Here is a 26,129-nt window from a genome sequence, read left to right on the forward strand (position 1 = left end):
TGAGGCCGCCGCGCAGCTTGTTGACGACCAGCGTCGCCAGCGCCTCGCCCTCGACATCTTCTGCGATGATCAGCAGCGGCCGGCCGGATTGCACCACCGCTTCAAGGAGCGGCAGCATCGGCTGCAGGCCGGAGAGCTTCTTCTCGTGGATCAGGATATAGGGCTGATCCAGCTCGGTGATCATCTTTTCCGAGTTGGTGATGAAATAGGGCGACATGTAGCCGCGGTCGAACTGCATGCCCTCGACGACGTCGAGCTCGGTCTGGATGCCCTTGGCTTCCTCGACCGTGATCACGCCCTCGTTGCCGACCTTCTGCATCGCTTCGGCGATCATCTTGCCGATCTCGACCTCGCCGTTGGCGGCGATCGCGCCGACCTGCGCGGTTTCCGCCGGTGTCGTGATCTTCTTCGAGTGCTTCTTGATTTCCTCGACGACGACGGTGACCGCCTTGTCAACGCCGCGCTTGATGTCCATCGGGTTCATGCCGGCGGCGACCGCCTTCAGCCCCTCGCGCACGATCGCCTGGGCGAGCACCGTTGCCGTCGTGGTGCCGTCACCGGCGATGTCGTTGGTCTTGCTCGCGACCTCGCGCACCATCTGGGCGCCCATGTTCTCGAACTTGTCGGCGAGCTCAATCTCTTTGGCGACGGTGACGCCGTCCTTGGTGATCCGCGGCGCGCCGAAGCTCTTGTCGATGACCACGTTGCGACCCTTGGGGCCGAGCGTCACCTTGACCGCATCGGCCAGGATATCGACGCCGCGCAGCATGCGCGTGCGGGCATCGGCCGAAAAGCGAACGTCCTTAGCAGCCATTTTCGTTGGTTTCCTTCGTGTTCAGAGACGATATGCGAGGCGGTGTCGCGTCAGGCGGCTTTCTTCTTGGCCGTGCTGCCGTCGATCACGCCCATCACGTCGGACTCCTTCATGATCAGCAGCTCCTCGCCATCGAGCTTGACCTCGGTGCCCGACCATTTGCCAAACAGCACGATGTCGCCAGCCTTGACATCGAGCGGCACCAGCTCGCCACGCTCGTTGCGGGCGCCCGGGCCGACGGCGATGACCTCGCCTTCCATCGGCTTTTCCTTGGCGGTGTCGGGAATGATAATGCCGCCGGCGGTCTTTTCCTCGGCGTTCAGCCGCCGGACCACGACCCGGTCGTGCAGGGGACGGAACTTCATGCGGATCGCTCCTGAAATTTCTGTTGAATTTAGGCCAACAGGTCAGCCCCGCGGGCATGCGGGGCAACGGCTGCTAGCACTCCCCCTTGGAGAGTGCTAGCGATGTAGGAGAGTTGCCGCGACCTGTCAAGCGTTTGGCAGCACTCTCGTCGAGTGAGTAGTAAGTTTATGATTTCATGACGTTTTTTATTGAAGCGCGGCGCGTTTCGGCTAGCATCATGGGCACCGCACGGGCCCATTGCGCGGGCGCCGGCGGAGATCGTGAAGACCTTGCCGGAGATCGTGCATGAACCTCTCGAACCAGTTGCGGCAATATCGCCTGACCACCGCCGAAATTCTCTACCACATGCCGGACCATCCCGGCGTCCTGCAAAGCTTCATCTGGCAGGATCTCGACCTTGCGCCACGCTTTCCGGTTTTGCATCGCTTCCTCGATTTCTGGCGCCGCGACATCGAAGGAAGGCTCCACTCGGTGCGTGTCGCCTCGGTCGAGCTGGTCACGCCGGGGGAAATCCGCGCGGTCGGGCATCTTCTGCATCTCCAGTAGCGCTCGGGTCAGCCCGCCAGAGCGCCCAGCCAAGCCCGGCGGCGGCGGCGAAAAGGCCGAGCCCGAGCGCAAGACGCATCGGCGCGCCGATCGCGACGCCACCGCCGAGAAGGGCGAAAATCACCGTCTGCGGCAGGTAACCGAGCAGGCTCGCGGCAAGGAACGGCCCAGTGGCAAGGCCGGTGGCGCCGGCGATGAGGTTGAGCGCGAGATTATTGCCAACCGGCAACAGCCGCAGCATCAGGGTCGCGCGAAACGGTGCCGCGATCAGACGGCGCGCGAGACGTGCGCCACGGCCGGCGCCGAGCCACCGGCGCGCCCCCTGCCCCACCAGCGCCCGCGCCCAGGCATAATTCGCAGCACAGCCCAGCATTTGCGCGGCCATCGCAAGGGCGATGCCGGGCCAGATGCCGAACCCGAAGCCAGCGGCGAACGCCACCGCCTGGCGCGGCATGCCGATCGCGACCGCCGCCGCGCCGGCGAGCAGAAACGCCCCACCGCCCATTGGGCTGGCAACAAACCTGGCCTCCGCGTGCGGCAGTAACCGCCAAGCGAACCCGGCGGCGAGCAGGCCGGCGAGCAAAAGCCCCGGCCGCCATAGCATCCGCCGAGCCACAAGGGCGCCGGAGCGGGCGGAACGTCGCGGCGCGGGAGCGGCCATCACCACCGCAAATCGGTCAGAGCGCGAGCATCTGCCCGGCGCCGATGGCGGCGAAAAAACTCGCGACCCCGCCAATCTCGACGCCGGAAAGGAGTGCGGCGGGCGCGATCGCGGCGGCGGCGAGACCCGCCTCGCAGGCGATCAGCCGCACCCCCAACTCGCGCGCGGCGTCACGCAGCTCCGCGAACCCGGCAACCCCCCGCTCGCGGATCACCGCATCCCGTGCCGCATCCGCGAGCCCCGACCAATCGGCGCATAACGCCCGGCAGCCGTCATTGGTCGCGAACAAGACGACCATGCGCCCAAGCGCCGCAGCCCCGCTGGCGAGCACGAAGGCGTAATGCGCCCGCTCATGCGTGCCCGCGAGCAGGAGAATCCCGAGCGGCTCATCCGCCACAGACGCTCTCCGCCGCCGCGCGCGGTGCTGTGATCGTCGGGTGCGCGCCACACAGCGCGCAATCGGGATCGCGCCGCAAGGCGATGGTGCGAAACCGCGCCGCGAGCGCATCCCAGAGCAAAAGCCGCCCGGCGAGCGTTTCGCCGATGCCGGTGATCTCCTTCAAAACCTCGGTTGCTTGCAACGTCCCCATCACCCCGGTGACGGCGCCGAGCACGCCGGCCTCGCTGCAGCTCGGCACCTCGCCCGGCGGCGGCGGCTCGGGGTAAAGGCAGCGATAGCAGGGGCCATCAGGGCGGAAGACCGCGAGCTGGCCTTCGAAGCGCAATACCGCCGCCGAAACCAGCGTGCGGCGGGCGAGAAACGCCGCGTCGGCGACGAGAAACCGGGTCGCGAAATTATCCGAGCCATCGCAAACGATATCGTAGTCCGAGATCAGCGCAAGGGCATTGTCAGCGTCCAAGCGTGTCGCGTGCTCGACGATGGTGACGAGCGGGTTGAGCGCCCGCGCCGCCGTTGCCGCCGAGCGGGTCTTGGGCTCGCCGATCCGTGCCGTGGTGTGCGCGACCTGGCGCTGGAGATTGGAGAGTTCCACCCGGTCGTCATCGACGATGCCGATCCATCCGACGCCGGCGGCGGCGAGATAAAGGAGCAGCGGCGAGCCGAGGCCGCCGGCGCCGATGATCAGGACACGCGCCGCGCGCAGCCGCGCCTGGCCGATCGCGCCGACCTCGCCAAGCAGGATATGGCGGGAATAGCGTTGCAGCTCGTCTTCGCTGAAATCGAGGTCCATGGCCGGCTCCCGCACCCATCATGCCACCACGATATAGGGCATTGCCAGGCGGGATCGAAGGGCGGCATGAAGGCGCCATGAGTGAGCGGGCCGATCACGCGCTGGTCTTATTCTCGGGCGGGCAGGACTCGACGATCTGCCTTGCCGACGCGCTGGCGCGCTATCCTTACGTCGAAACCATCGGCTTTCGCTATGGCCAGCGCCATGCGGTGGAACTCGCCTGCCGGCCGGTGATCCGCGAAAAACTCGCCGCCATGGCGTTTCCCGGCCGGCTCGGCGCCGATCATCTGATCGATCTCGGGCCGGCGATGGCGGCGATCGGCGACACCGCGCTCACCAGCGAGGCGGCGATCGCGCTCGGTGCGGACGGGCTCCCCAATACTTTCGTGCCCGGCCGCAACCTTTTGTTTCTGACGCTGGCCGCGGCGCTCGCTGCCCGCCGCGATCTCCGGCGCATCGTCGGCGGCATGTGCGAGACCGATTATTCCGGCTACCCCGATTGCCGTGACGATACCATCAAGGCCATGCAGCTCGCCCTCAATCTCGGGATGGGCCGGCATTTCGTGCTCGAAACCCCGCTGATGTGGCTCTCCAAAGCCGAGAGCTGGCGGCTCGCCGAGACGCTCGGCGGCGAGGCGCTGGTGGGCCTGATCGTCGAGGAGACCCATACCTGCTATCTCGGCGAACGCGGCGCGCGGCATGAATGGGGCCATGGCTGCGGCATCTGCCCCGCCTGCGTCTTGCGCGCCAGCGGCTATCGCGCCTTTCGCGAAGGTGGGCCGGCCGGCGCGTGAAAATCGTCGAGATCACCAGCGTCGATTACGCGCTCTGGCATTTCGTGATGCCCTTGATGCGGGCGATGCGCGCGGCCGGGCACGAGGTGATCGGCGTCTGCGCCGAGGGGCCGCATCTCGCGGACGCCCGCGCCGAAGGGTTTCGCATCCTCACCGTCCCGATGGCGCGCAGCCTGTCGCCGACGGCGCAATGGCGGGCGTTTCGGGCGCTTTATGCGCTTTTGCGGGCGGAAAAACCCGATCTCGTGCACGGCCATATGCCGATCAGTGGGCTTTTGGCGCGGTTTGCCGCCCGCCTCGCTGGTGTCCCGCGCATCGCCTATACGTGCCATGGATTTTTGTTCAATCAGCCGGGGCCGCTCTGGCGCCGCGGCCTCGCGCTCGTGCTCGAATGGCTCGGCGGGCGTGTGACCGACATCTATTTCACCGTCTCCACCGAAGAAGCGGCCGATGCCAAGCGGCTTCGCATCGCCCGCGCGCCGATCGCGATCGGCAATGGCCGCGACCCAGCGCGCTATCATCCCGATCCGGCGGCGCGGGCGCGGGTCCGCTGCGAACTCGGCGTCCCCGAAGATCGTGTCGTCGTCATCATCATCTCGCGCCTCGTCCGCCATAAGGGTCACCCGGAATTGCTCTCGGCGATGCGCGCGGTGCCGGAGGCAGAATTATGGGTGGTCGGCGAACGGCTCGCGACCGATCACGGCGCCGATCTTGAGCCCTATTTCGCCGCCTCCGGGCTCGGCGCGCGGCTGCGGCGGCTCGGCTATCGCGCCGATATCCCAGCCCTCCTCGCCAGCGCCGATATTTTTGCCCTGCCCAGCCATTTCGAGGGGCTGCCAATGTCGGTGATCGAGGCGATGCTCTGCGGGCTGCCGGTCGTCGCGACCGCGATCCGCGGCCCGCGCGAGCAGGTGATCGATGGCGAGACCGGGTTTCTCGTCCCGCCGCGCGCCATCGCCCCGCTTGCCGAAGCGCTTGCGCGCCTTGCCCAAGATGCCGCGCTCCGCGCCCGCATGGGCACGGGCGCGCGGGCGCGGGCGGAAGCGCTCTATGATGAGGCCAAGGTGATCGCGCGCACGCTTGAGCATCTCGGCCTCTCGGTCTATCCCGCCGCGAGCCAAGCCGGAGAGCAGACATGACCCGCGAGACCGATCTCGTTCCCATCCGCCGCGCCTTGATCTCGGTTTCCGACAAGACCGGGCTCCTCGATCTCGCGCGCGCGCTTGCCGCGCGCGGCGTCGAAATTCTTTCCACCGGCGGATCGGCGCGGGCGCTCGCGGGCGCCGGGATCGCCGTCCGCGAGGTCTCGGACCATACCGGATTTCCCGAAATTCTCGACGGCCGCGTTAAAACCCTGGTGCCGCAGATCCATGGCGGCATTCTCGGCCGCCGTGACCTCGCGTCCCATCAGGCCGAGATGGCGGCGCACGCGATCGCGCCGATCGACCTCGTCGTCGTCAATCTCTACCCGTTCGAGGCAACCGTCGCCGCCGGCGCGTCAGCGGAAGATTGCGTCGAAAACATCGATATCGGCGGCCCGGCGCTGATCCGGGCGGCGGCCAAAAACCATGAGTTCGTCGCCGTGCTCACCGATCCCGCGCAATACCCGGAAGCGATCGCGGCGATCGCGGCGCACGGCGGCTTGCCGCACGCGGCCCGCGTCGCCCTCGCCGGCGCCGCCTACGCCCGGACAGCGGCCTATGACGCGGCGATCGCCGCCTGGTTTGCGCGCGGCGAAACCTTTCCCGCGCGCCTCACGCTGAGCGGCGTCCGCGCGCAAACCCTGCGCTACGGCGAAAACCCGCATCAGACAGCGGCGTTTTATCGCGCCGATGAGCGCCCCGGTGTTGCAACGGCGCGGCAGATCCAGGGCAAGGAACTCTCCTACAACAATCTCAACGACACCGACGCCGCCTTCGAATGCGTCGCCGAGTTCGAGGAGCCGGCGGTGGTGATCGTCAAACACGCGAACCCCTGCGGCGTTGCGCGCGCCGAGACGCTGGCCGCGGCATGGGAGCGGGCGCTCGCCTGCGATCCGGTCTCGGCCTTCGGCGGCATCGTTGCCGCGAACCGCCCGCTCGATGCCGAGGCCGCCGCGCGGATCGCTGCGATTTTTACCGAGGTGATCATCGCGCCCGGCGCCACCGCCGAGGCACAGGCGATTTTGGCGCGAAAGAAAAATCTCCGCCTCTTGCTCACCGGCGGCTTGCCCGATTCGAGCGCGCCGGGGATATTGGTCAAATCGCTCGCCGGCGGGTTTCTCGCCCAGACCCGCGATAATGGCCGGATCACGGCGCATGACCTCACGATCGTAACGAAGCGCGCGCCATCCGCCGCGGAAATCGCCGATCTCCTGTTCGCCTTCCAGGTTTGCAAGCACGTCAAATCGAACGCCATCGTCTATGCCAAGGCGGGGGCGACGGTCGGGATCGGCGCCGGGCAGATGAGCCGCGTCGATAGCGCCCGCATCGCCGCCTGGAAAGCCGCCGAAGCGGCCAAAACGGCGGGCTTGGCGGCGCCGCTCACGGCCGACAGTGTGGCCGCGTCCGACGCGTTCTTTCCCTTCGCCGACGGGCTGGAAGCGGTCATCGCAGCGGGGGCGACGGCGGTGATCCAGCCCGGCGGCTCGGTCCGCGATGCCGAAGTGATCGCAGCCGCCGACGCCGCCGGCATCGCCATGGCGTTTACCGGCATGCGCCATTTCCGGCACTGAGCGCTTTTTCCCGTTCTCTCGGAATGGCCATTTTCCTCGCAAGGGCAGTGCCTGCGGCACTGCCCAACGGGACAAAAGTTTTTTGGTTCTTTTTTTCAAAAAAGAACCCTTCTCGTTTTCGACTTACGGCAGCAAAACCGTGCTGCCGGTGGTCTGGCGCGCCTCTAGCGCACGGTGCGCGGCTTCGGCTTCCCGCAGGGGAAATGTCTGGTTGACCATGATCTTCACCGCGCCGCTCTGCACCACGTCGAAAAGGTCTTGCGCGCTCCGCTCGAGATCGGCGTGTTTTGCGGTGTAGGTTGCGAGACTGGGGCGGGTGAGATAGAGGCTGCCCTTGGCGCCGAGCATCCCGACATCGATCGGCCCCACCGGGCCGGAGGCATTGCCGAAGCTCACCATCAGCCCGAGCGGCGCGAGACTGTCGAGGCTCGCCATGAAACTGTCCTTGCCGATACTGTCATAGACCACCGGCACCATCGCCCCGCCGGTGATGCGCTTGACCTCCTCGGGCAGGCGCTCATAGCCGATCACCACCTCGGCGGCGCCATGCGCGCGGGCGAGTTCGGCTTTCGCCGGGGTCGAAACCACGCCGATCACCCGCGCCCCGAGATGTTTCCCCCATTGGCACATGATCAGGCCAACCCCGCCGGCAGCGGCATGCACGACGATGGTATCACCAGGTTTGACGACATAGGTGCGGCGCAGGAGATATTGCGCCGTCATCCCTTGCAGCATCATCGCCGCGGCAGTGCGGAAATCGATGCCATCGGGGAGCTTGACCAACCGGTCGGCGGCGATCGAACGCTCGGTGGCATAGGCGCCGATCGGCCCTGAGGCATAGGCGACGCGATCGCCAACCGCGAGATGGGTAACCCCCGGCCCGACCGCGGTGACCACGCCCGCACCTTCCATGCCCAGCGTCGCCGGCATGGTGGGCGATTTATAGAGCCCGGTGCGGTAATAGACGTCAATATAGTTGAGGCCGACCGCCTCATGGCGGACCCGCGCCTCGCCCGGCCCGGGCTCGGGCAAGGGCACCTCCTCCCAGCGCATGACCTCCGGGCCGCCATGGGTGTGAATGCGGATCGCGTGCGTCATCTCGATCTCCGTCAATGCCCGGCGATCATGCCGGAAGGAAGGGATTGGCTCAGGCGCCGCTCATGGTCGAGCAGCCAGGTCTTGGTCTCAAGCCCGCCCGGGGCGGAATAGCCGCCCAATCCGCCCGCCGCCACCACGCGATGGCAGGGGATGAGAATGGGCAGCGGATTGGCGCCATTGGCGCGGCCGACGGCGCGGGCAGCGCTTCGCAGCGTCGTCGCGAGTTCGCCATAGGTGCGGGTCGCACCCAGCGGAATGCGGCGGAGTTCGCCCCAGACGCGGCGCTGAAAGGCGGTGCCGCGTGGCGCGAGCGGCAGATCGAAATCCGCCGCCGAGACTAAGCCATCGAAATAATCCTGCAACCGCGCACGCGCCGCGCGAAGCAGCGGTGTCTCCGCCTGATCGCGCCCCCAGCCCCAATCGAGCGCCACCAGCGCGCCTTCCTCCTCGGAAAGCGTGAGGTCGCCGATCGGCGTGTGCAATGAGAGCTGCGGCATCGTTTGCGTGTTCCTCCACATCTTGGCCCGCGACCGCGAACGTGGCCGGATGCGAGCCCCGCCGGCGTCGCTTGTCAAGCGCCCGCGTGCCCGCCGCCCGCGACCGCGCGGCACACGAGGCGCCGAAGGGAATGGCGGCGAGGAAAGTATATGCGGCTGGTGCAAGGACAGATGGGAGATCTCGTGGCAGATCACGCCACGCGCGCTCATTGACGCATTGGCCGTCGGCGGCTATGAGGCCAAACGCGCGTTCGGTGCCATGATGGCGATGCGGAAAATCGACGTGGCGGTGATCGAGGCGGCGCGGCGCGCCTGACGCCGACATGCACAATGGGGAAACGCCATGAATGTCAGCGCCTACCTTCAATTTGACGGCCAATGCGAGGATGCGTTCGCTTTCTATGCGAAAACCTTCGGCGGTGAGGTTATTGCCCTGCTCCGCTGGTCGGAGATGCCCGGCGATGCCATGCCGGCGGGTTCGGTCTCGCCTGAGCTGGCGCAGAAAATCATGCATAGCGAGATCAGGATCGGTGCCACGACGCTGATGGGCGCCGATCCGCCGCCGGGACATTACAGCAAGCCATGCGGCGTTGGCGTGACCCTTACGGTCGAAAGCGATGCCGAGGCCGAAGGCATTTTTACCACACTTTGCGCAGGCGGCAGCGTGGGCATGCCGACCGGCGAGACCTTCTTCGCACATCGTTTCGGCATGGTCACCGACCGCTATGGCATTCCGTGGATGATCGTGCATCGCAAACACTAAAAGACGCAGGAATACCCTATTCCCCAGCATCAGCCGTGCCATCGGCACGGCCCCCGGGGGGAAATTTTTTGGCTCTTTTTTTCAAAAAAGAACTCTTTTTCTCACCTCTCTTCCCCCACCATCAGCGCTGAAAGCGCCGCAGGCGTGGTGACGGGAAGGCCGCAGGTCTGGCGGCGGCAGAGCATCGCCGCCGCTTTGTCGGCGGCTTTGCCGAAAGCGGGATGGTCGGGCGAAAGCGCCGTCTCGGGGCTGATCGCGAGCACGGTGAGCGTCGGGTCGGGGTTGGCACGCGCCGCTGCGAGAAGCGCCGCCCGCGCCGGGTCTTCGGGCCGGCCGGTGACGACGATCGTCCCGCCCTCGGCGAGCAGGGTTGCCGCCGCGAGCAGGGTCGGGCAGGCCTGAAGCATCTCTTCCCGGCCGCTGAAGGCCGCCAATAGCGCCTCCGCCCGCTCGCGCCAGAGGATTGCGCCGGTGAGGTGATAGAGGCGGGCGAAAACCTCCGCCATCAGGCCGTTGCCCGAGGGGGTGGCGTTATCGGCGACGATGCGGGGGCGGATGTCGGCGCCGAGCGGGATGTCCGTCGCGTCGGCGGCGGTCGCGTAACAGGCGCCGGCGCCATCGCCGAACCAGCGCCGCGCAACCTCGGCGAGGCGTTCGGCGTCGGCGAGATAGGCGGGATCGCCGGTCGCCTCAAAAAGCGCAAGCGCGGCCCGGGCCATTGCCGCCTGATCGTCAAGCAGGCCAGCGGCGAAAATGTCTCCCGCCCGCCAGGCATGCGCCACCCGCCCATCATGATCGGCGAGGTTCGTCATGATGGCGCGATAGGTGGTTTCGGCTTCGGCGAGCCAGGCGGGCTGGTGAAACACCCCGCTCGCATGGGCGAGGGCTGCGATCATCAAGCCGTTCCAATCGGCCAGCACTTTGTCATCGCGCCCCGGACGGATGCGGCAAGCACGATGGGCGCGAAGGCGCTCGCGCGCGCAAGCGAGGCGGGCTTCTGCATCGTCGCGGCCGCGCGCGGTGACGCGACGGAGGATGGTTTGGCCCTCCCAATTGCCACCTGTCGTCACGTCATAGGCGGCTTTGAACGCCGGGCTTTCGGCGCCGAGCACGGCATCGATCTCGGCTTCGTGCCAGACATAGAATTTCCCCTCTTCGCCCTCGCTATCGGCGTCTTCGGAGGCGGCGAAGGCGTGGCCGCCGGGCATCGCAACGCGCATGTCACGCCCGAGCCAGGCGGCGATGCCAGATGCCGCCTCGGCCAATAGCGGGTCTGGCGCGCGGGCGGCGGCGAGGCTCAAGAGGTCGAGAATCTGCGCGTTGTCGTAAAGCATTTTCTCGAAATGCGGGACGAGCCAGATGGCGTCCGTCGCGTAGCGGGCGAAGCCGCCGCCGAGATGATCATGGATGCCGCCGGCCGCGAGTTTTTTGAGCAAAAGCGTGACCGCGGCGATGCCGTTCGCCGCGTTGCCGGTCATTCCCTGCTGCCAGAGAAAGCGGAAAATCGGCGCGTTGGGAAATTTCGGGGCGCCACGGAGCCCGCCCTCGATCGGATCGCAGGCGGCGAGAAGCCGGTCCGCGGCGCGCGCGATGGCGTCCGGCGCGATGGCGCCGCCGGGATGGGCGCGGGCCATGGCGGCGAGCGCGCCGGTGAGGTTCGCGGCACTTTTGGCGATCGCCGCGCGGTCTTGTTCCCAGGCGCGCGCGAGCGCTTCCAGCACCTGCCGGAAGGAGGGTTTGCCCCAGCGCGGCTCGGGCGGAAAATATGTGCCGCCCCAGAACGGCGCGCCGTCTGGTGTCAGGAACATGGTGAGCGGCCAGCCGCCCTGCTCGCCCATCGCGTGCAGCGCCTGCATGTAGAGATGGTCGATATCCGGGCGCTCCTCGCGATCGACCTTGATGGCGACGAAAGCGCGGTTGATCAGTGCGGCGATCGCCGGATCCTCGAACGATTCGTGCGCCATGACGTGGCACCAGTGGCAAGCGGCATAGCCGATGGAAAGCAGGATAGGCCGCCCGCTCGCCCGCGCCTCGGCCAGCGCCGCCTCACCCCAGGGACGCCAGGCGACGGGGTTGTCGGCGTGCTGGAGCAGATAGGGGGAACGCGCATGGCGAAGCTGGTTGCCAGATTGGGCCACAGTGTTCTTCCTTTACGTCTCGGCGCCGTGGCGCCGCAGGCACCACTCATCGGAGAAAAGTTTTTTGGTTCTTTTTTTCAAAAAAGAACGCCTTTCCCCTTCCCGCGCGCGCCTTGGAAAGTTCATACCATCCGCTAGATAAGCGCAAGCTGCGCGGCTGTCGGCGCGGCGGAGGCAGGGACATCTCGACATCATGGCAGGCCGTCTGGCGGATGATCCGCCGCTCTATTTTTCCGCCCATCTCTTTGTTTGCTGCAATCGGCGACCCGATGGCCATCCGCGCGGCAGTTGCGCGGCCAAGGGGTCAGAGCGGCTGCGCGATTATATGAAGGCGCGCGCCAAAGAGATGGGGCTGCGCGGGGTTCGGGTGAATAGTGCGTTGTGTCTCGACCGCTGTGAGCTTGGTCCCTGCCTCGTCATTTACCCAGAGGGGGTATGGTATAAAATCACGACCTCGGCCGATATCGACCGCGTGCTGGAAAGCCATGTGCGTGATGGCAAACGGGTGCAGGCGCTGATGTTGCCAGCGGCAGGGAACGAATAGAGGCGCGGCGTTGGCGGAGCACGAGGACACGATCTTCGCCCTCGCCTCCGGCGGCGGCCGCACGGCGGTCGCGGTTCTGCGGATCAGCGGCGAGAAGAGCGGGGCGCTGCTCGATGCGCTCTGCGGCCGCCGGCCACCACCGCGCCGCGCGAGCTTGCGACGGGTTCGGGATATCAGCGGCGAGACGCTGGACCGGGCGCTAGCACTCTGGCTTCCCGGCCCCGGCACCTATACCGGCGAGGACAGCGCAGAGCTGCATCTGCATGGCGGCCCGGCGGTGATCGAGGCGGTGGCGGAGGCGTTGATCGCGGCCGGCGCACGGCCGGCCGAAGCCGGGGAATTCACCCGCCGCGCGTTTTTCAACGGCCGCATGGATCTAACGGCGGCCGAAGCGGTTGCCGATCTCGTGGAGGCGGAAAGCGCCGAGCAGCGGCGCCAGGCGCTGCGGCAAATGGAGGGGGCGCTCGGGGCGCTCTATGAGGATTGGTCGCAACGGCTGATGCGGGTTTTGGCACAACAGGAGGCCCTCATCGATTTCCCGGACGAGGATCTGCCGGCCGATGTCGCGCGCCTGCTTGCAACGGAGATGGCGACCTTGGCGGCGGAGATCGCGGCGCATCTCAACGATAATCGTCGCGGCGAGCGCACCCGGGAAGGGCTCAGGATCGCCATCATCGGTCCACCCAATGTTGGCAAATCGAGCTTGATCAATCGCTTGTTGGCGCGCGATGTCGCCATCGTCTCCGATCTTCCGGGCACGACGCGCGACGCGCTCGAAGCCCGGCTGGTGCTCGGCGGCATGGTAATGACAATGATCGATACCGCGGGGCTGCGCGAAACCGAAGATCGGATCGAGGCCGAGGGCGTGCGTCGTGCCCGCGCCCGCGCCGCCGAGGCCGATATCGTGCTCGCCATGCACGATGCCTCTCAGCCGGAAGCGGTATTGGACGCCGCAGCTATGCCGCGCGCCGGCGAGGTGATCGTGGTCGCGAACAAGCTCGATCTCGCGTCGAGGCGCGATATCGGCGATGCGATCGGCGTGAGCGCGCTGACCGGGCAGGGGCTGGAGCGGCTGTCTGATGCCTTGATTGCCGCCGGACGCCGGCTGACCGCGCGCACCGGCCCGCCACCCTTGACCCGCCCCCGTCATCGCGCCGCGCTCGAGGCGGCGCTTGCGGCGCTGACCCGGGCAATGGCGGAGCCAAGCGAGGAGTTGCGCGGCGAGGAGCTGCGGATAGCGCTTCGGATGATCGGGCGCGTGACTGGGCGCTGGGGGGTCGAGGAGATCCTCGGCGAGATTTTCTCCCGCTTTTGCATTGGGAAATAGATCGGGATACCTAACCGCCTGATCGGCACGATAAGGATGCGGGGATGAAGCCTGACGTGGTGGTGGTCGGTGGCGGCCACGCGGGGTGTGAGGCGGCGGCGGCGGCGGCACGGGTCGGCGCGCGTGTCCTGCTCATTACCCATGACCGGCAGAAGATCGGCGAGATGTCTTGCAACCCAGCGATCGGCGGCATCGGCAAGGGGCATCTCGTGCGCGAGATCGACGCGCTCGACGGGTTGATGGGTGCGGCGATCGACCGCGCCGGCATCCATTTCAAGCTGCTCAACCGCAGCAAGGGTCCAGCGGTGCGCGGTCCGCGGGCGCAGGCCGACCGGGCGCTCTATCGTCAGGCCATCCAAGAACTGCTAGCCGCGTATGACGCTCTCGACATCCACGAAGGCGAGGTCAGCGATCTCATTCTCGATGCGCGCCAGCAAGTTCAGGGTGTCACGACCCGCGATGGCGCGCATATCCCCTGCGGCGCGGTGGTTTTGACCGCCGGCACGTTTCTGCGTGGCCTCGTCCATATCGGTGAGGCGCAGACCCCAGCCGGCAGGATGGGCGAAGCCCCGGCAGTGGGGCTGGCGGTGACGCTTCAGCGCCTCGGGCTGCCGATGGGACGGCTGAAAACCGGCACGCCGCCGCGGCTGGACGGCGACAGCATCGATTGGGCGGAACTCGCGGTGGACCATGGTGATGACCCGCCACTTCCCTTCAGCACCCTCACCCAAGCGATTATCACCCCGCAAACCGTCTGCCATCTGACGGCGACGACGCCGGCGACGCATGAGATCATTCGCGCCAATCTCGCGCGGTCTGCGGTCTATGGCGGCAAGATCGCCGGGCGCGGGCCACGCTATTGCCCGTCGATCGAGGACAAGATCGTCCGCTTTCCGGATCGGCAGCGCCATCAGATTTTTCTCGAGCCGGAGGGCCTCGCCGACAGAACGATCTATCCGAACGGTATCTCGACTAGCCTGCCCGCGGACGTACAGATCGCCTTTCTGCGGACGATCCGCGGGCTTGCACAAGTTCGCATGCTACGACCCGGCTATGCCGTGGAATATGATTATGTCGATCCGCGCGCCCTTCACCCGACCTTGCAAGTCAAATCCGTGCGGGGCCTCTTTCTCGCTGGACAGATCAACGGAACTACGGGCTATGAGGAGGCGGCGGCGCAAGGCCTGCTAGCCGGCATTAATGCCGGACGATATGCCGGCGGGCTGGGCGGCGTGGTGATCGACCGGGCAGACGGCTATAGCGGCGTCATGATCGATGATTTGATTACCCAAGGGGTTACCGAGCCCTATCGGATGTTCACCTCGCGGGCGGAATATCGGCTCACGTTGCGCGCGGATAACGCCGATCTGCGGCTAACACCGAAGGGGATCACTTGGGGGTGCGTGAGAACGGTACGTCGGAGGGCGTTCGAGGCTTATTTGGATGCCGTCACGGCGGCCCGTGCGCGCGCTGAAGCAGAGGGGGCGACGCCAGCGGAATTGGCGCGGCGTGGCATTGCCGTCCGAGCGGATGGATGCCGGCGATCGGTTTTGGCGCTCCTTGGCCTGCCTGGTGTCTCGTTCGAAGCGTGCGTCGGCCTATTCCCCTGGCTCGGGACGCTCGATTCCCGTGTTGTCGAGCAATTGCGCGTCGAAGCGCAATATGCTGGGTATTTAGACCGGCAGTCGGCGGAGATTCGCGGCTTCCGCAAAGAGGAAAGCGTGCCACTTGGAGACGCGGTCGATTATGCGCGGATTGGCGGGCTCTCGGGAGAATTACGGGAAAAACTCGGCCGTGTTCGCCCCGAAACTCTCGGCATGGCGGCGCGGATCGAGGGCATGACGCCGGCGGCGATGGCGGCGTTATTTGCCGCCGTCCGCCGGCAATGAGCGCCGCTCCGTTTCACGTGAAACGCGCTGACCGCGAAATGTTGGCGCAGCTTGGCGTTTCACGTGAAACCCTCGCGCGGCTAGAGACCTATGTTGCTCTCACTCTCCGCTGGTCACCATCCATCCGTTTGATATCACAGCGCGACGAAACCTTCGTCTGGCGCCGCCATGTCCTCGATTCCCTACAAATCATGCCGCTTCTCCGCGACATCGCCCCCCCGTCGGCGGATTTTGGTTCCGGCGGCGGATTTCCCGGCTTGGCACTCGCCATCGCACTGAATCGCCCGTTTCATCTCATCGAATCCGATACCCGCAAATCCGCCTTCCTGATCGAAGCCGCGCAGGCAACCGGCGCTATGATCACCGTCCATCCAAAACGAATAGAAGCCGTGACACTGCCGCCGCTGCGCCTGATCACCGCGCGCGGTCTTGCTCCGCTCACGACGCTTCTTGCTCTCGCCGCCCCCAAACTCGCCCCCGACGGTGTGTGCCTCTTCCACAAAGGCCTGAACGTCGCGGCTGAGTTGACGGCCGCTCGCGATCGATGGCAGATGGAGGTCGTCTGCCACCCAAGCCGAACTGATCCCTCCGGGACCATTCTTCAGATCAGCGGGGTCACGCGTGCCCGTTCTCTCCCATCCCCTAACGCCTAACCCCTCGGCCACGCCCCGGCAGGGTCGAACGCTCATCGTCGCGGTGGCCAATCAAAAAGGCGGCGTCGGCAAGACAACCACCTCCGTCAACCTCGCCGCCGCGCTCGCCGCCGCCGGCCAATCCGTCCTCCTGGTTGATCTCGACCCCCAAGGCAACGCATCCACCGGTCTCGGCCTCGAACGTGCCGCGCGGCGCGGCGGCACTTACGCATTGCTCGCTCATGCCGATACGCCTGAACATCTGATCCAATCGACCGATATCGACAATCTTGCGCTCATTCCTGCCGACCCTGATCTCGCGGGCGCGGAAATCGAATTGGCGGCGGCAGCGCGCCGCGAATATCAATTGCGCGAGGCTCTCGCGCCGCTTCGCGAGAGCCGGCATTACCGCGTTATCATCATAGATTGCCCGCCGAGCCTTGGCTTGCTGACGCTGAATGGGTTGGTCGCCGCCGAGTCCGTGCTTGTGCCGCTGCAATGCGAATTTTTCGCGCTGGAGGGCATAAGCCAGCTCACTCGCACCATTGACCGCGTCAGCCGCTCGCTCAATCCTGGCCTACGCCTCGATGGCATCGTGCTCACCATGTATGACCGGCGCAACAATCTCTCTGACCTGGTGGCAGCGGACGCGCGGGGATTTTTTGGTGAAAAGGTTTATGAGACGGTGATCCCGCGCAATATCCGTATCTCCGAGGCGCCGAGCCACGGCAAACCGGTTCTGACCTACGACCCGCGTTCCGCCGGCACCGCAGCTTACCTGCGCCTCGCCGAGGAATTTGCCGCGCGCCATCAAAACAGGGATACGAGTTCGCCATGAGCGCAAAGGAAACCAGCCCCCGCCTTGGGCGTGGCCTCGCTGCCCTGCTAGGTGATGGCGCGACGTCGCAAAATCGTGCGGACGGCAGCTTAGTGCATATCCTGTCGGTCGCGGATCTTACCCCCTCGCCGTTTCAGCCGCGCAAAACCATAGACGCGCAGGGTGTCCAGGAACTCGCCGCCTCGATCGCAGCGCGAGGCGTGCTCCAGCCGTTGCTCGTCCGCCCTGATCCGGCGGCGCAAGGGCGCTATCAAATCATCGCCGGAGAACGCCGCTGGCGCGCCGCGCAAATCGCCGGCATCCACGAGGTGCCAGCCCTCATTCGCGATCTCTCTGACAATGACGCGATGATGGTGGCGCTGGTCGAAAATCTTCAGCGCCAGGATCTCAACGCCATCGAAGAGGCCGAAGGCTACCGCCGGCTGCTCGATGAATTTGGCCTCACGCAGGATGATCTCGGCCGGTCTGTCGGCAAGTCACGGAGCCATATCGCCAATACACTTCGCCTGCTCAATCTTCCGGCCGCGGTGCTTGGCGAACTGCGCAACGGCAGCCTCTCCGCCGGCCATGCGCGGGCACTGCTCGCTCACCCCGAGCCGGAAAAAGCGGCCTTGTTGGTGATCGCACGCGGGCTCAATGTTCGCCAGACCGAGGCCCTCGCCAAACAGCGCGCCCCCATCGCCCCGGGCGTGAACGCGACGCCGGCCAAGCCGCACGATCCCGAGACCGCTGCCTTGGCGCAAACGCTCGCCGAACGCCTCGGCCTTCGCGTCGATATCGCTTTCAATGGCCAGGGCGGCACTGTCCGCCTGCATTATCGCTCACTCGATCAGCTCGACGGGATCGTCGCACTCCTCACCCGGGACGACAACGAACTCGCCGGCGACTGATATCATTCGCCCGGCCTTTCACGCGCTTTTGCGTCCCTTTACCGCCGCAGCTCCAACGCCTGATGCGCCGCCAACGTCGCGATATCGACGATCTGGCTGACGGACGCATCCATCGGCAGGAGTTGCACCGCGTGTTGGAGCCCAATGAGCAGCGGCCCGATGGTGCTACCGCCGCCAACCCGGGGCGCCAGCCGAGAGGCGATGTGCGCCGAATGCAAGCCCGGCATGATCAGCACATTGGCCGGCCCGGTCAGGCGGCAGAACGGATAAAGTGCCCGCAAGCTCGGCTCCAACGCCACATCCGGGCTCATATCGCCGTCATATTCGAAATCGACGCCGCGCCGGTCGAGCATCGCCACGGCATCACGGATCGCCTGCCCCGTCGGGTGCATGGGATTGCCGAAGGTCGAGTGTGACGTGAGGGCAACGCGCGGCTCATGGCCCAGGCTTCGCGCCGCTGCCGCACTGCCGAGCGTGATGCCAACCAGTTGCTCGGGGTCCGGCCGCTCATGGAGCAGCGTATCGGCAATGAAAATTGTGCCGCCGCGGCTGGTGAGTAGCAGAGTGAGGCCAAAGGCGATCCGACCCGCGGCCGGCTCGATGACGTGGCCGATATCCTCCATGCAGACAGAGGTCGAACGGGTGGCGCCGGTCACCATCGCGTCGGCATCGCCGGTTGCCACCATACAGGCGGCGAAGATATTGCGATCCTGGTTCACCATGCGCTGGCAGTCGCGTGCGAGAAATCCCCGCCGCTGCAATTTTTGATAGAGAAATTCGGCATAGCGCTGATTGGCGCCGGAGAGCCGGGCGTTATGGATCTCGATTCCCTCGACCTGCCCGAGCCCGAGCGTCTCCATCGTGGCGAGAACCCGCGCCTCGCGGCCGATCAGAACCGGCGTGCCATAGCCGGCATTGCGAAACGCGACCGCCGCGCGCACGATTTTTTCCTCTTCGCCCTCGGCGAACACGACACGACAGGGGCTCGCGCGAACACGTTCCATGATCGCATCGAGCGCACTCGCCGTCGGATCAAGGCGGCCGGATAATTCCCTTGCGTAACGACGCAGATCGGCGAGCGGCCGCCGCGCAACCCCGCTCGCCATCGCCGCCCGCGCCACCGCCGGGGGAATGCGTGAGATCAGGCGGGGGTCAAAGGCGTTCGGAATGATATAGTCAGGGCCAAAACAAAGCCGCCCGCCGGCGGAGGCCGAATGCACCTCGTCGGGGACGTCCTCGCGCGCAAGCTGCGCCAAGGCTTCGGCGGCAGCAACCTTCATCCCTTCGTCGATGGTGCGCGCCCGGACATCGAGGGCGCCGCGAAAGATATAGGGAAACCCAAGAACATTATTGACCTGATTGGGATAATCGCTGCGTCCAGTGGCGATGATGGCATCCGCCGCCGCCTCGCGGGCCTCTTCCGGGGTGATTTCCGGATCGGGGTTGGCCATCGCAAAGATGATCGGCCGCGGCGCCATCGCGCGCACCATCTCCTTGGTCATCGCCCCCTTGGCGGAGAGCCCGAAAAACACATCCGCCCCGTCCAGCGCTTCGCTCAGGCTGCGCGCCGAGGTCGCCGTCGCGTGCGCCGATTTCCATTGATTCATACTTTCGCTGCGGCCCTGATAGATAACCCCCTTGGTGTCGCAGAGAATGACGTTCTCCGGCCGCATGCCCATCGCCTTGACCAGCTCGGCGCAGGCGATCGCCGCCGAACCGGCGCCATTGATGACGAGCTTCGCGTCGCGCAATTCGCGCCCGGTGAGATGGCAGGCATTGATCAGTCCGGCGGCGGCAACGATCGCTGTGCCGTGCTGATCGTCGTGAAACACCGGAATATCCATCACTTCCCGCAATTTTTGCTCGATTACGAAACATTCTGGCGCCTTGATGTCCTCGAGGTTGATGCCGCCAAAGCTCGGGCCGAGAAAACGCACCGCATTGACAAATTCCTCGACATCTTCGGTTGCGAGTTCGAGATCGATACCGTCGATATCGGCGAAACGCTTGAAGAGCGCGACCTTGCCCTCCATCACCGGCTTGCTCGCGAGCGCCCCGAGATTGCCGAGGCCAAGCACTGCGGTGCCATTCGAAATCACTGCGACCATGTTGCCGCGGGTGGTATAATCATAGGCCAGCGCCGGGTTTTTCGCGATCTGCAGACAGGGCTCAGCGACCCCCGGCGAATAAGCGAGGCTGAGATCGCGCGCTGTCGCGAGCGGTTTGGTGAGGCGGGTTTCGAGCTTGCCCGGTCGGCCCATGGCATGGAGCGCCAGCGCCTCCTCGGCCGAAATGCGGGCCGTGCGCGTATCGGGTTGACCTTGCGGCATCGTCGTTTCCTCCTCAGCAAACTTTTGCCCATCATGCGCCATTCGCGGCGGGAAAGAAAAGACCGTCCCCTTCCATGCGGTCGGTGATGGGGGGACCTGCAAGATCATGCTTCGCAGCATGGAGAGAGATCGCTACATCTCACATCATGACCGCTGCCCTCTCGCAACCGCCCACGATCATGCCCAACCCCACCGGCGCGAGCCCGGCGCTCGCCCAGTGGTTCGCCGCCAAAGCCGCGCATCCCGACGCGCTGATTTTCTTTCGCATGGGCGATTTCTACGAATTGTTCTTCGGTGATGCCGAAGCCGCCGCTGCCGCGCTCGCGATCGCGCTGACCGCACGCGGCAGCCATGACGGCGCGCCGGTCCCGATGTGTGGCGTGCCGGTCGCAAGCGCCGAATCCTATCTCGCCCGCCTGATCCGCGCCGGCTTCCGTGTCGCGATCGCCGAGCAGATGGAAGACCCGCGTGCCAAGCGCGGCACCAAGACGCCGATCGATCGCGCCGTGGTCCGCCTCGTGACCCCGGGCACCCTGCTCGAAGAGGGGTTGCTCGACGCAAGCCGGCCCAATCTTCTCCTCGCGCTCGCCGCCGGCGATGAGACGCGCGACGATCTGCTATTGGGCGCCGCTTGGCTCGACATCTCGACCGGCGATTTCCGCACCAGCGCCGTCCCTAGCGCCGATCTCCCAGCCCTGCTCGCCGGCCTCGACCCCGCCGAAATCCTCGCCGCACCCGGAATCGCGCTCGGTGACTGGGCGGCACGCCGCGCCCCCGAAGACGCCGCCCCGCCACCGCCGGCCGCCGCCAGGGGCGCTATCGCCGCCAGCTTCGCGGTGGCCAGTCTCGACGCTTTCGGCCATTTCTCCGACTCCGAAGCGATGGCCGCGGCTCTTGCCCTCGCCTATGTCCGCCGCACCCAGGCAGGAGCCCTGCCGCACCTCGCGCCGCCGGCGCCGCAGGGCCAGCGCGGCACCATGTTGATCGACGCCGCGACGCGTGCCAGCCTCGAAATCCTCCGCGCCCGCGATGGCGGGACGAAGCATACGCTCTTTGCCGCCGTCCAGCGCACCGCAACGGCAGCCGGCGGCCGTCTCCTCGCCGAATGGCTCGCAGCGCCGCTCACCGACGCCGCCGCGATCATCGCCCGCCAGGAGTCCTGGGCCTGGCTGCTTGCAACACCCAGGCTCGCGGAATGTCTGCGCAGCGCCATCCGTGGCGCGCCCGATCTCGCCCGCGCCCTCGCCCGCCTCTCGCTCGGCCGCGCAGCCCCGCGCGATCTCGCCGCGGTGCGCGACGCGCTCGCCGCCGCGCGGGCCGCCGCAACCCTTCTCGACGAGGCCGGCCGCGATGGTGAGGCGGCCGCGCTGCCGCCGTTGCTCGAAACGGTCCATGCCGCGCTGCGCCCGGCGCCCGATCTTGCCGTGCGCCTCGCCCAAGCGCTCGCCGAGAGCTTGCCGGCACGCCTCGAGGAGGGTGGCGTGATCGCGCCCGGGTTCGATGCCGCGCTCGATGAGGCGCGCCGGCTGCGCGACGAGACGCGCCAGGTCATTGCCGCCCTTCAGCACGATCTCGCCGCGCGCTACGGGGTTTCCGGCCTGAAGATCCGTCATCACGCGCAACTCGGTTATGTCATCGAAGTCACTGCCGCGGCGGTTGCGAAACTGACCGATCATCCCGATCTCATCATGCGGCAGGGCATGGCCAATGGCGCCCGTTTCACCAGCAGCGAACTTGCCGATCTCGACCGCCGCATCAATGAAGCCGCGGCGCGGGCGATGGCGCGCGAGCGGGAGCTGTTCGCGGCGTTGGTTGCGGAGACCTGCCAGGTCGCAGAGGCGCTCGCGGCGTGCGCCGGCGCGCTGGCGCGGCTCGATGTCCTGCTTGCCGCCGCCGCCCTCGCCGCCGGGGGTGGCTGGTGTCGGCCGGTGATCCGCGAGGATAGCGCTTTTCGGGTCACCGCCGGCCGCCACCCGGTGGTCGAGGCAGCGCTCGCGAGCAAGGCGCGCTTCGTGCCGAATGATTGCGATCTTTCGCCCGAGCGCCGCGTGCTTTTGCTCACCGGGCCCAACATGGCCGGCAAATCAACCTATCTTCGCCAAAACGCGCTGGCCGCCATTCTCGCCCAGGCTGGTTTGCCGGTGCCGGCGGCGTCCGCCGAGATCGGCATCGTCGATAAGCTTTTTTCCCGGGTTGGCGGCGCCGATGATCTCGCCCGCGGCCAAAGCACGTTTATGGTGGAGATGACCGAAACCGCCGCCATTCTCCGCCAAGCGGGGCCGCATTCCCTCATCGTGATCGATGAGATCGGCCGCGGCACGGCAACCCTCGATGGGCTCGCGATCGCCTGGGCGGTGCTCGAAGCGCTGCACACCGAGATTCGCGCGCGTTGTATTTTTGCCACGCATTTTCACGAGCTTGCCCGCCTGACCGTCGAGCTGCCGCGCTTGTCGCCGCACACCATGCGGGTCGTCGAACACAAGGGCAGCGTCGTGTTCCTGCACGAAGTCATTGCCGGCGTCGCTGGCCGCTCCTGGGGCGTGCATGTCGCGCGGCTCGCTGGCGTGCCGGCGGCGGTGGTGCGCCGCGCCGGCGACGTCCTCGCCGCCCTCGAGCGCCGCGCCGCCGGCCTCACCACCGACGCCGAATTGCCGCTTTTCGCCGCCGCGGAAAACGCCAAGACCGAGACCGCGCAACCCCCGCCCCCCCTCTCCCCGGTGCTTTCGGCCCTGACCGCGATCGATCCCGACCAATTATCGCCAAAAGAGGCGCTGGAAACGCTTTATCGCATGCGCGAAATACTTGCGGACGCGGCCCCGTCCGAAGGAATATGATGCCAATGATGTTGACGTCACCCGCCGCGCCGCTGCTGCCTGAGCGTGCCTCGTCCGAGCTCGCCCAATCGCTCGCCGATCTCATCGGCGAGATGTCGGACGGCGAGGAGGGGAGCGAGGCGCCGGCGCGCGACGCCGCGTTCGGCGTCTTCCGCCGCCATCTCGCCCGCATTCAGGGGCATGTCCGCGATGTCTTCGAGCAAGGAAGGCTCGCCGGCTTGCAAGCCGCGCAATTGCTCGGTGAACTCACGGACGGGCTGGTCTCGGCTCTCCACGCCCATGCCGTTCAGATCAACGGCGCCCCCGAGCCGCTCGCCCTGGTCGCGACCGGCGGCTATGGCCGCGGCATGCTGGCGCCGTTTTCCGACCTCGACCTCCTGTTCATCACCGCGCGCGAACCGACCCCGGGGACGCTCCGCGTCGTCGAGTTCATGCTCTATTTTCTTTGGGATCTCGGCCTCAAGGTTGGCCACGCGACGCGCTCGGTCGCGCAATGCCTTGAGGCCGCGGCGAGCGATACCACCATCCGCACCACCCTGCTCGATGCCCGCTTCCTCGCCGGCGAACGCGCGCTCTTCGATGAGTTCCAAGCCCGCTTTTCGGCATTTTGCGCCGCCTCACCCGGCGAGTTCATTGCCGCCAAGCAAGCCGAACGCGAAGCCCGCCATCGCCGCTTCGGCGACAATCCTTTTCTCGTCGAGCCCAACATCAAAGAAGGCCGCGGCGGTCTCCGCGATCTGCAGACGCTTTTCTGGATCGCCCGCGCAACCCTCGGTATTGAACGCTTCGAGGAGCTTGCCGCCGAACCCCGCTCCGGCAGCCCCTTGCTGACCGAAACCGAGTTGCGTCTTGCCCGGCGGTCATCGAATTTTCTCTGGACGCTGCGTTTTCATCTCCACTACGTCGCCGGCCGCGCCGAGGAGCGGCTGACCTTCGATCTTCAGCCGGTGGTCGGTGCCCGCATGGGCTATACCCGCCATGGCCGCCAGGACGGGGTCGAGCGCTTCATGCGGCATTATTTCCTCACCGTCCGCGAAATCGTCCGCATCTCCGGCGTTCTCGAACCGGCGTTGCTGCGCGCCGCCCTCGGCCCGCCGGCGCTCGCCGCGGAAACCGATCCCACGTTGGTCGAAGCCGGTTTCGTGCTCGCCGACGGCAAGCTACTCCCCGCCCCCGGCCGCGGCTTTGAGAGCGAGCCGCGTCAGATGCTGCGCCTTTTGCAAATCGCCCGTGATCGCGGCCTTGATCTCCATCCGCTGGCGTTTCGCGGCCTCATTCGCAACGAACGCGCCGCCGTCGTGCTTCGCCACGATCCCGAAGCAACGGCGCTGTTTCTCGATCTCCTCTGTGGGCGCACCCCCTCCCTCTATCGCGGCGCGCCGGCGCGGCCGGATGGCGCGCGCTGGCTCGGCGTGCTCAACGAAACCGGGTTCCTCTCGCGCTTTCTGCCCGATTGGGCGCGCATCGTCGGGCAGATGCAGTTCGACACCTACCATGTCTTTACCGTCGATGAGCATACGATCGAGGCGGTGCGGGTGCTCAACCTGCTCGAGCAGGGCGACCTCGCCGAAATCGCCCCGGTCGCGACCGGCCTCGTCGATCATCTGCAATCGCGCCGCGCGCTCTATGTCGCGATGCTGCTGCACGACATCGCCAAGGGGCGCGGCGGCGATCATTCGGAGATCGGCGCCGAAATCGCGCTCGAGGTCGGGCCGGCGCTCGGCCTTTCGGCGGAGGAGACCGAAATGGTCTCCTGGCTGGTGTTGCATCATTTGCTGCTGAGCCAGACCGCCTTCAAACGCGATATCGACGACCCCAAAACCATCCTCGACCTCGCCGATACCATCCAGTCCCCGGAACGGCTGCGTCTTTTGCTGGTGCTCACCGTCGCCGACATGCGGGCCGTCTCGCCGAAGGTCTGGAATGGCTGGAAGGCGACGCTCCTGCGCGAAATCTTCGGCCGGGTGATGGAAGTGCTCGAAGGCGGGCTCGCCACCACCGAACGCGACACCCGCGTCAATCGCGCGCGTGCGGCACTCGCGGAGATCCTGGCGGACTGGCCGAAACCCGATCTCGACCATTTCCTCGGCCTCGGCTACCCGAGCTACTGGCTCTCCTTCGACCCGCCGACGCACGCCCGCCACGCCGCGATGATCCGGACGGCCGAGGCTCGTCACGAGCGCTTGGTGGTCTCGTCGGAGCCGCTGCCGGCGCGCGCCGTGACCGAGGTCACGATCTATACCGAGGACCATGCCGGCCTTTTCAGCCGCATCGCCGGGGCGCTGGCCATCGCCGGCGCCTCGATCGTCGATGCGCGCATCCACACCATGACCAACGGCATGGCGCTCGACGTCTTCTGGATCCAGGATACCAATGGCGGCGCCTTCGACGCGCCGCACCGCCTCGCGCGGCTCTCGGTGTTGATCGAACAGGCGCTGTCCGGGCGGCTGCGCTTGGCGTCCGAAATCCGCAAGCTCTCGCGCGGCTTGATCGGCAGCCGCATGCGCGCGATCCATGTGCCGCCGCGCGTCGTCGTCGATAACCACGCCTCCAGCACCTACACCGTGCTCGAGGTCAACGGCCGCGACCGCCCCGGCCTGCTCCACGACGTCACCGCGCGCATCAGTGCCCTCGGCCTCCAAATCGCCTCCGCCCACGTCACCACCTATGGCGTGCGGGCGGTGGACGTGTTTTATGTCAAGGACGTGTTCGGCCTGAAAATCGAAAACGAACAGCGATTGCTGCAGCTTCGCACCGCGCTGCTCGAGGCGCTGACCCCACCCGAGGACGCTTCCCCGCTCCCCGTCCCGGCCCCGACCCGCCGCCGCGCCGCGCGCGGATAGGTGGGGGGAGCGGGGGGAGAAAAGTTCCGCGCCGCGGCGCGACGGTGCGCCATCCCTCGCGCCGCACCGGCAGCGTCGTCGTGATGCGCGCAGATGCTATATCCTTGTTGGCCGATATCAGATCGCCTGGATCGGTCCTGGATATCGCGCGAGATTGGCGTCCGTAGTCAGCAGCGTGATCCCCTCGACCAGTGCCTGCGCGATCAGCATACGGTCGAACGGGTCTTTGTGCAGCGGCGGCAGCAGATCGAGTGCTGCGGCATGCGCACTGGTCACGGGAAGCTCGGCATAGCCGTTATCGAGCAGGCCACGCCGCAGCAGCCGCGCGTCGGCACGGAAATCCTCTCGTCCCAGTTGCTGCTTGATCGCCACCTCCCAGAGACTGGCGGCGCTGAACAGCAATTCGTTCGCTTCATCCTCAA

Annotated in this window: 24 protein-coding genes; 14 read left to right on the forward strand and 10 right to left on the reverse strand. The window is 66.6% G+C overall.

The genetic code is table 11. The annotated features are described in order from the left end of the window. Nucleotides 1-814: chaperonin GroEL (gene groEL, locus ACP5M5_RS11080; RefSeq protein WP_427937362.1), on the reverse strand; the 814-nt coding region annotated here is incomplete at its 3' end. Between the two features lie 50 nt (nt 815-864). Continuing rightward, entirely contained in the window at nt 865-1,179 is a 315-nt protein-coding gene (groES, locus tag ACP5M5_RS11085) for a co-chaperone GroES (protein WP_114910616.1), read from the reverse strand. A 286-nt stretch (nt 1,180-1,465) separates the two neighbouring features. Here groES and ACP5M5_RS11090 point away from each other — a divergent pair, with 286 nt between their 5' ends. Next, nucleotides 1,466-1,726: an usg protein gene (locus ACP5M5_RS11090; RefSeq protein ID WP_427937363.1), complete on the forward strand. Its 261-nt coding sequence runs from the start codon at nt 1,466-1,468 to the stop codon at nt 1,724-1,726. Here the strand turns inward: ACP5M5_RS11090 and ACP5M5_RS11095 are convergent. From ACP5M5_RS11095 to ACP5M5_RS11105, 3 genes are all read right to left on the reverse strand, one after another. Next, the gene (locus ACP5M5_RS11095) at nt 1,677-2,330 is read right to left on the reverse strand and encodes a TVP38/TMEM64 family protein (RefSeq protein WP_427937365.1); all 654 of its coding nucleotides are present in this window, start codon (nt 2,328-2,330) and stop codon (nt 1,677-1,679) included. The two genes, ACP5M5_RS11090 and ACP5M5_RS11095, sit on opposite strands and share 50 nt — an antisense overlap. A 73-nt stretch (nt 2,331-2,403) precedes the next feature. Then, nucleotides 2,404-2,784, reverse strand: coding sequence for a DsrE/DsrF/DrsH-like family protein (locus ACP5M5_RS11100; RefSeq protein ID WP_427937366.1), 381 nt, complete (start codon nt 2,782-2,784; stop codon nt 2,404-2,406). After that, nucleotides 2,774-3,577: a HesA/MoeB/ThiF family protein gene (locus tag ACP5M5_RS11105; protein WP_427937368.1), complete on the reverse strand. Its 804-nt coding sequence runs from the start codon at nt 3,575-3,577 to the stop codon at nt 2,774-2,776. Before ACP5M5_RS11105 ends, ACP5M5_RS11100 begins: the two co-directional genes overlap by 11 nt. Nucleotides 3,578-3,654: 77 nt before the next feature. On the opposite strand from ACP5M5_RS11105, the gene queC reads away from it, so the two are divergent. Genes queC through purH form a run of 3 tightly spaced genes read left to right on the forward strand, consistent with a single transcriptional unit; the run spans nt 3,655 to nt 7,084 of the window. Then, a complete protein-coding gene (gene queC, locus ACP5M5_RS11110; protein WP_427937369.1) occupies nt 3,655-4,371 on the forward strand; it encodes a 7-cyano-7-deazaguanine synthase QueC in 717 nt (238 codons plus the stop codon). Then, nucleotides 4,368-5,510, forward strand: coding sequence for a glycosyltransferase family 4 protein (locus ACP5M5_RS11115; protein WP_427937370.1), 1,143 nt, complete (start codon nt 4,368-4,370; stop codon nt 5,508-5,510). Before queC ends, ACP5M5_RS11115 begins: the two co-directional genes overlap by 4 nt. Continuing rightward, the gene (gene purH, locus ACP5M5_RS11120) at nt 5,507-7,084 is read left to right on the forward strand and encodes a bifunctional phosphoribosylaminoimidazolecarboxamide formyltransferase/IMP cyclohydrolase (RefSeq protein WP_427937372.1); all 1,578 of its coding nucleotides are present in this window, start codon (nt 5,507-5,509) and stop codon (nt 7,082-7,084) included. The genes ACP5M5_RS11115 and purH overlap by 4 nt, the downstream gene beginning before the upstream one ends. Nucleotides 7,085-7,207: 123 nt before the next feature. On the opposite strand, the gene ACP5M5_RS11125 is transcribed toward purH, so the two are convergent. Both ACP5M5_RS11125 and ACP5M5_RS11130 read right to left on the reverse strand, forming a co-directional pair. After that, the gene (locus ACP5M5_RS11125) at nt 7,208-8,182 is read right to left on the reverse strand and encodes a quinone oxidoreductase family protein (RefSeq protein ID WP_427937373.1); all 975 of its coding nucleotides are present in this window, start codon (nt 8,180-8,182) and stop codon (nt 7,208-7,210) included. Between the two features lie 11 nt (nt 8,183-8,193). After that, complete coding sequence (locus ACP5M5_RS11130) at nt 8,194-8,679, reverse strand: methylated-DNA--[protein]-cysteine S-methyltransferase (protein WP_427937375.1); 486 nt, start codon at nt 8,677-8,679, stop codon at nt 8,194-8,196. Nucleotides 8,680-8,728: 49 nt separating this feature from the next. Between ACP5M5_RS11130 and ACP5M5_RS11135 the strand changes: the two genes are divergently transcribed. Both ACP5M5_RS11135 and ACP5M5_RS11140 read left to right on the forward strand, forming a co-directional pair. Further along, nucleotides 8,729-8,995: a VOC family protein gene (locus ACP5M5_RS11135; protein ID WP_427937396.1), complete on the forward strand. Its 267-nt coding sequence runs from the start codon at nt 8,729-8,731 to the stop codon at nt 8,993-8,995. 27 nt (nt 8,996-9,022) lie between these two features. Then, nucleotides 9,023-9,442 carry a VOC family protein gene (locus ACP5M5_RS11140; protein ID WP_427937377.1) on the forward strand — a complete coding sequence of 140 codons (420 nt, stop codon included), beginning with the start codon at nt 9,023-9,025 and terminating at the stop codon, nt 9,440-9,442. A 101-nt stretch (nt 9,443-9,543) separates the two neighbouring features. On the opposite strand, the gene ACP5M5_RS11145 is transcribed toward ACP5M5_RS11140, so the two are convergent. Continuing rightward, a complete protein-coding gene (locus ACP5M5_RS11145) occupies nt 9,544-11,580 on the reverse strand; it encodes a thioredoxin domain-containing protein (protein ID WP_427937378.1) in 2,037 nt (678 codons plus the stop codon). A gap of 193 nt (nt 11,581-11,773) precedes the next feature. Between ACP5M5_RS11145 and ACP5M5_RS11150 the strand changes: the two genes are divergently transcribed. Genes ACP5M5_RS11150 through ACP5M5_RS11175 form a run of 6 tightly spaced genes read left to right on the forward strand, consistent with a single transcriptional unit; the run spans nt 11,774 to nt 17,700 of the window. Beyond that, the gene (locus ACP5M5_RS11150; protein ID WP_427937380.1) at nt 11,774-12,124 is read left to right on the forward strand and encodes a (2Fe-2S) ferredoxin domain-containing protein; all 351 of its coding nucleotides are present in this window, start codon (nt 11,774-11,776) and stop codon (nt 12,122-12,124) included. 10 nt (nt 12,125-12,134) lie between these two features. Beyond that, the gene (gene mnmE, locus ACP5M5_RS11155; RefSeq protein WP_427937382.1) at nt 12,135-13,451 is read left to right on the forward strand and encodes a tRNA uridine-5-carboxymethylaminomethyl(34) synthesis GTPase MnmE; all 1,317 of its coding nucleotides are present in this window, start codon (nt 12,135-12,137) and stop codon (nt 13,449-13,451) included. A gap of 44 nt (nt 13,452-13,495) precedes the next feature. Then, the gene (gene mnmG, locus ACP5M5_RS11160; RefSeq protein ID WP_427937383.1) at nt 13,496-15,340 is read left to right on the forward strand and encodes a tRNA uridine-5-carboxymethylaminomethyl(34) synthesis enzyme MnmG; all 1,845 of its coding nucleotides are present in this window, start codon (nt 13,496-13,498) and stop codon (nt 15,338-15,340) included. After that, nucleotides 15,337-15,993 (forward strand): 16S rRNA (guanine(527)-N(7))-methyltransferase RsmG, encoded by a 657-nt coding sequence (locus ACP5M5_RS11165; protein WP_427937385.1) that lies wholly within the window; start codon nt 15,337-15,339, stop codon nt 15,991-15,993. Before mnmG ends, ACP5M5_RS11165 begins: the two co-directional genes overlap by 4 nt. A 34-nt stretch (nt 15,994-16,027) precedes the next feature. Beyond that, a complete protein-coding gene (locus ACP5M5_RS11170; protein WP_427937397.1) occupies nt 16,028-16,810 on the forward strand; it encodes a ParA family protein in 783 nt (260 codons plus the stop codon). Beyond that, nucleotides 16,807-17,700 (forward strand): ParB/RepB/Spo0J family partition protein, encoded by an 894-nt coding sequence (locus tag ACP5M5_RS11175; protein ID WP_427937387.1) that lies wholly within the window; start codon nt 16,807-16,809, stop codon nt 17,698-17,700. Before ACP5M5_RS11170 ends, ACP5M5_RS11175 begins: the two co-directional genes overlap by 4 nt. A gap of 38 nt (nt 17,701-17,738) precedes the next feature. Here the strand turns inward: ACP5M5_RS11175 and ACP5M5_RS11180 are convergent, their stop codons facing one another. Continuing rightward, complete coding sequence (locus ACP5M5_RS11180; protein ID WP_427937389.1) at nt 17,739-20,030, reverse strand: NADP-dependent malic enzyme; 2,292 nt, start codon at nt 20,028-20,030, stop codon at nt 17,739-17,741. A gap of 146 nt (nt 20,031-20,176) precedes the next feature. On the opposite strand from ACP5M5_RS11180, the gene mutS reads away from it, so the two are divergent. Next, nucleotides 20,177-22,864 carry a DNA mismatch repair protein MutS gene (gene mutS, locus ACP5M5_RS11185; RefSeq protein ID WP_427937392.1) on the forward strand — a complete coding sequence of 896 codons (2,688 nt, stop codon included), beginning with the start codon at nt 20,177-20,179 and terminating at the stop codon, nt 22,862-22,864. Nucleotides 22,865-22,872: 8 nt separating this feature from the next. After that, nucleotides 22,873-25,707, forward strand: a complete 2,835-nt coding sequence (locus tag ACP5M5_RS11190; RefSeq protein ID WP_427937400.1) for a [protein-PII] uridylyltransferase — start codon at nt 22,873-22,875, stop codon at nt 25,705-25,707. 117 nt (nt 25,708-25,824) lie between these two features. Here ACP5M5_RS11190 and ACP5M5_RS11195 read toward each other — a convergent pair. Continuing rightward, a partial coding sequence (locus ACP5M5_RS11195) for a type II toxin-antitoxin system VapC family toxin (protein ID WP_427937394.1) occupies nt 25,825-26,129 on the reverse strand: 305 nt, incomplete at its 5' end.

Source organism: Acidibrevibacterium sp. (assembly GCF_049965395.1).
GTDB classification, from domain to species: Bacteria; Pseudomonadota; Alphaproteobacteria; order Acetobacterales; family Acetobacteraceae; genus Acidibrevibacterium; species Acidibrevibacterium fodinaquatile.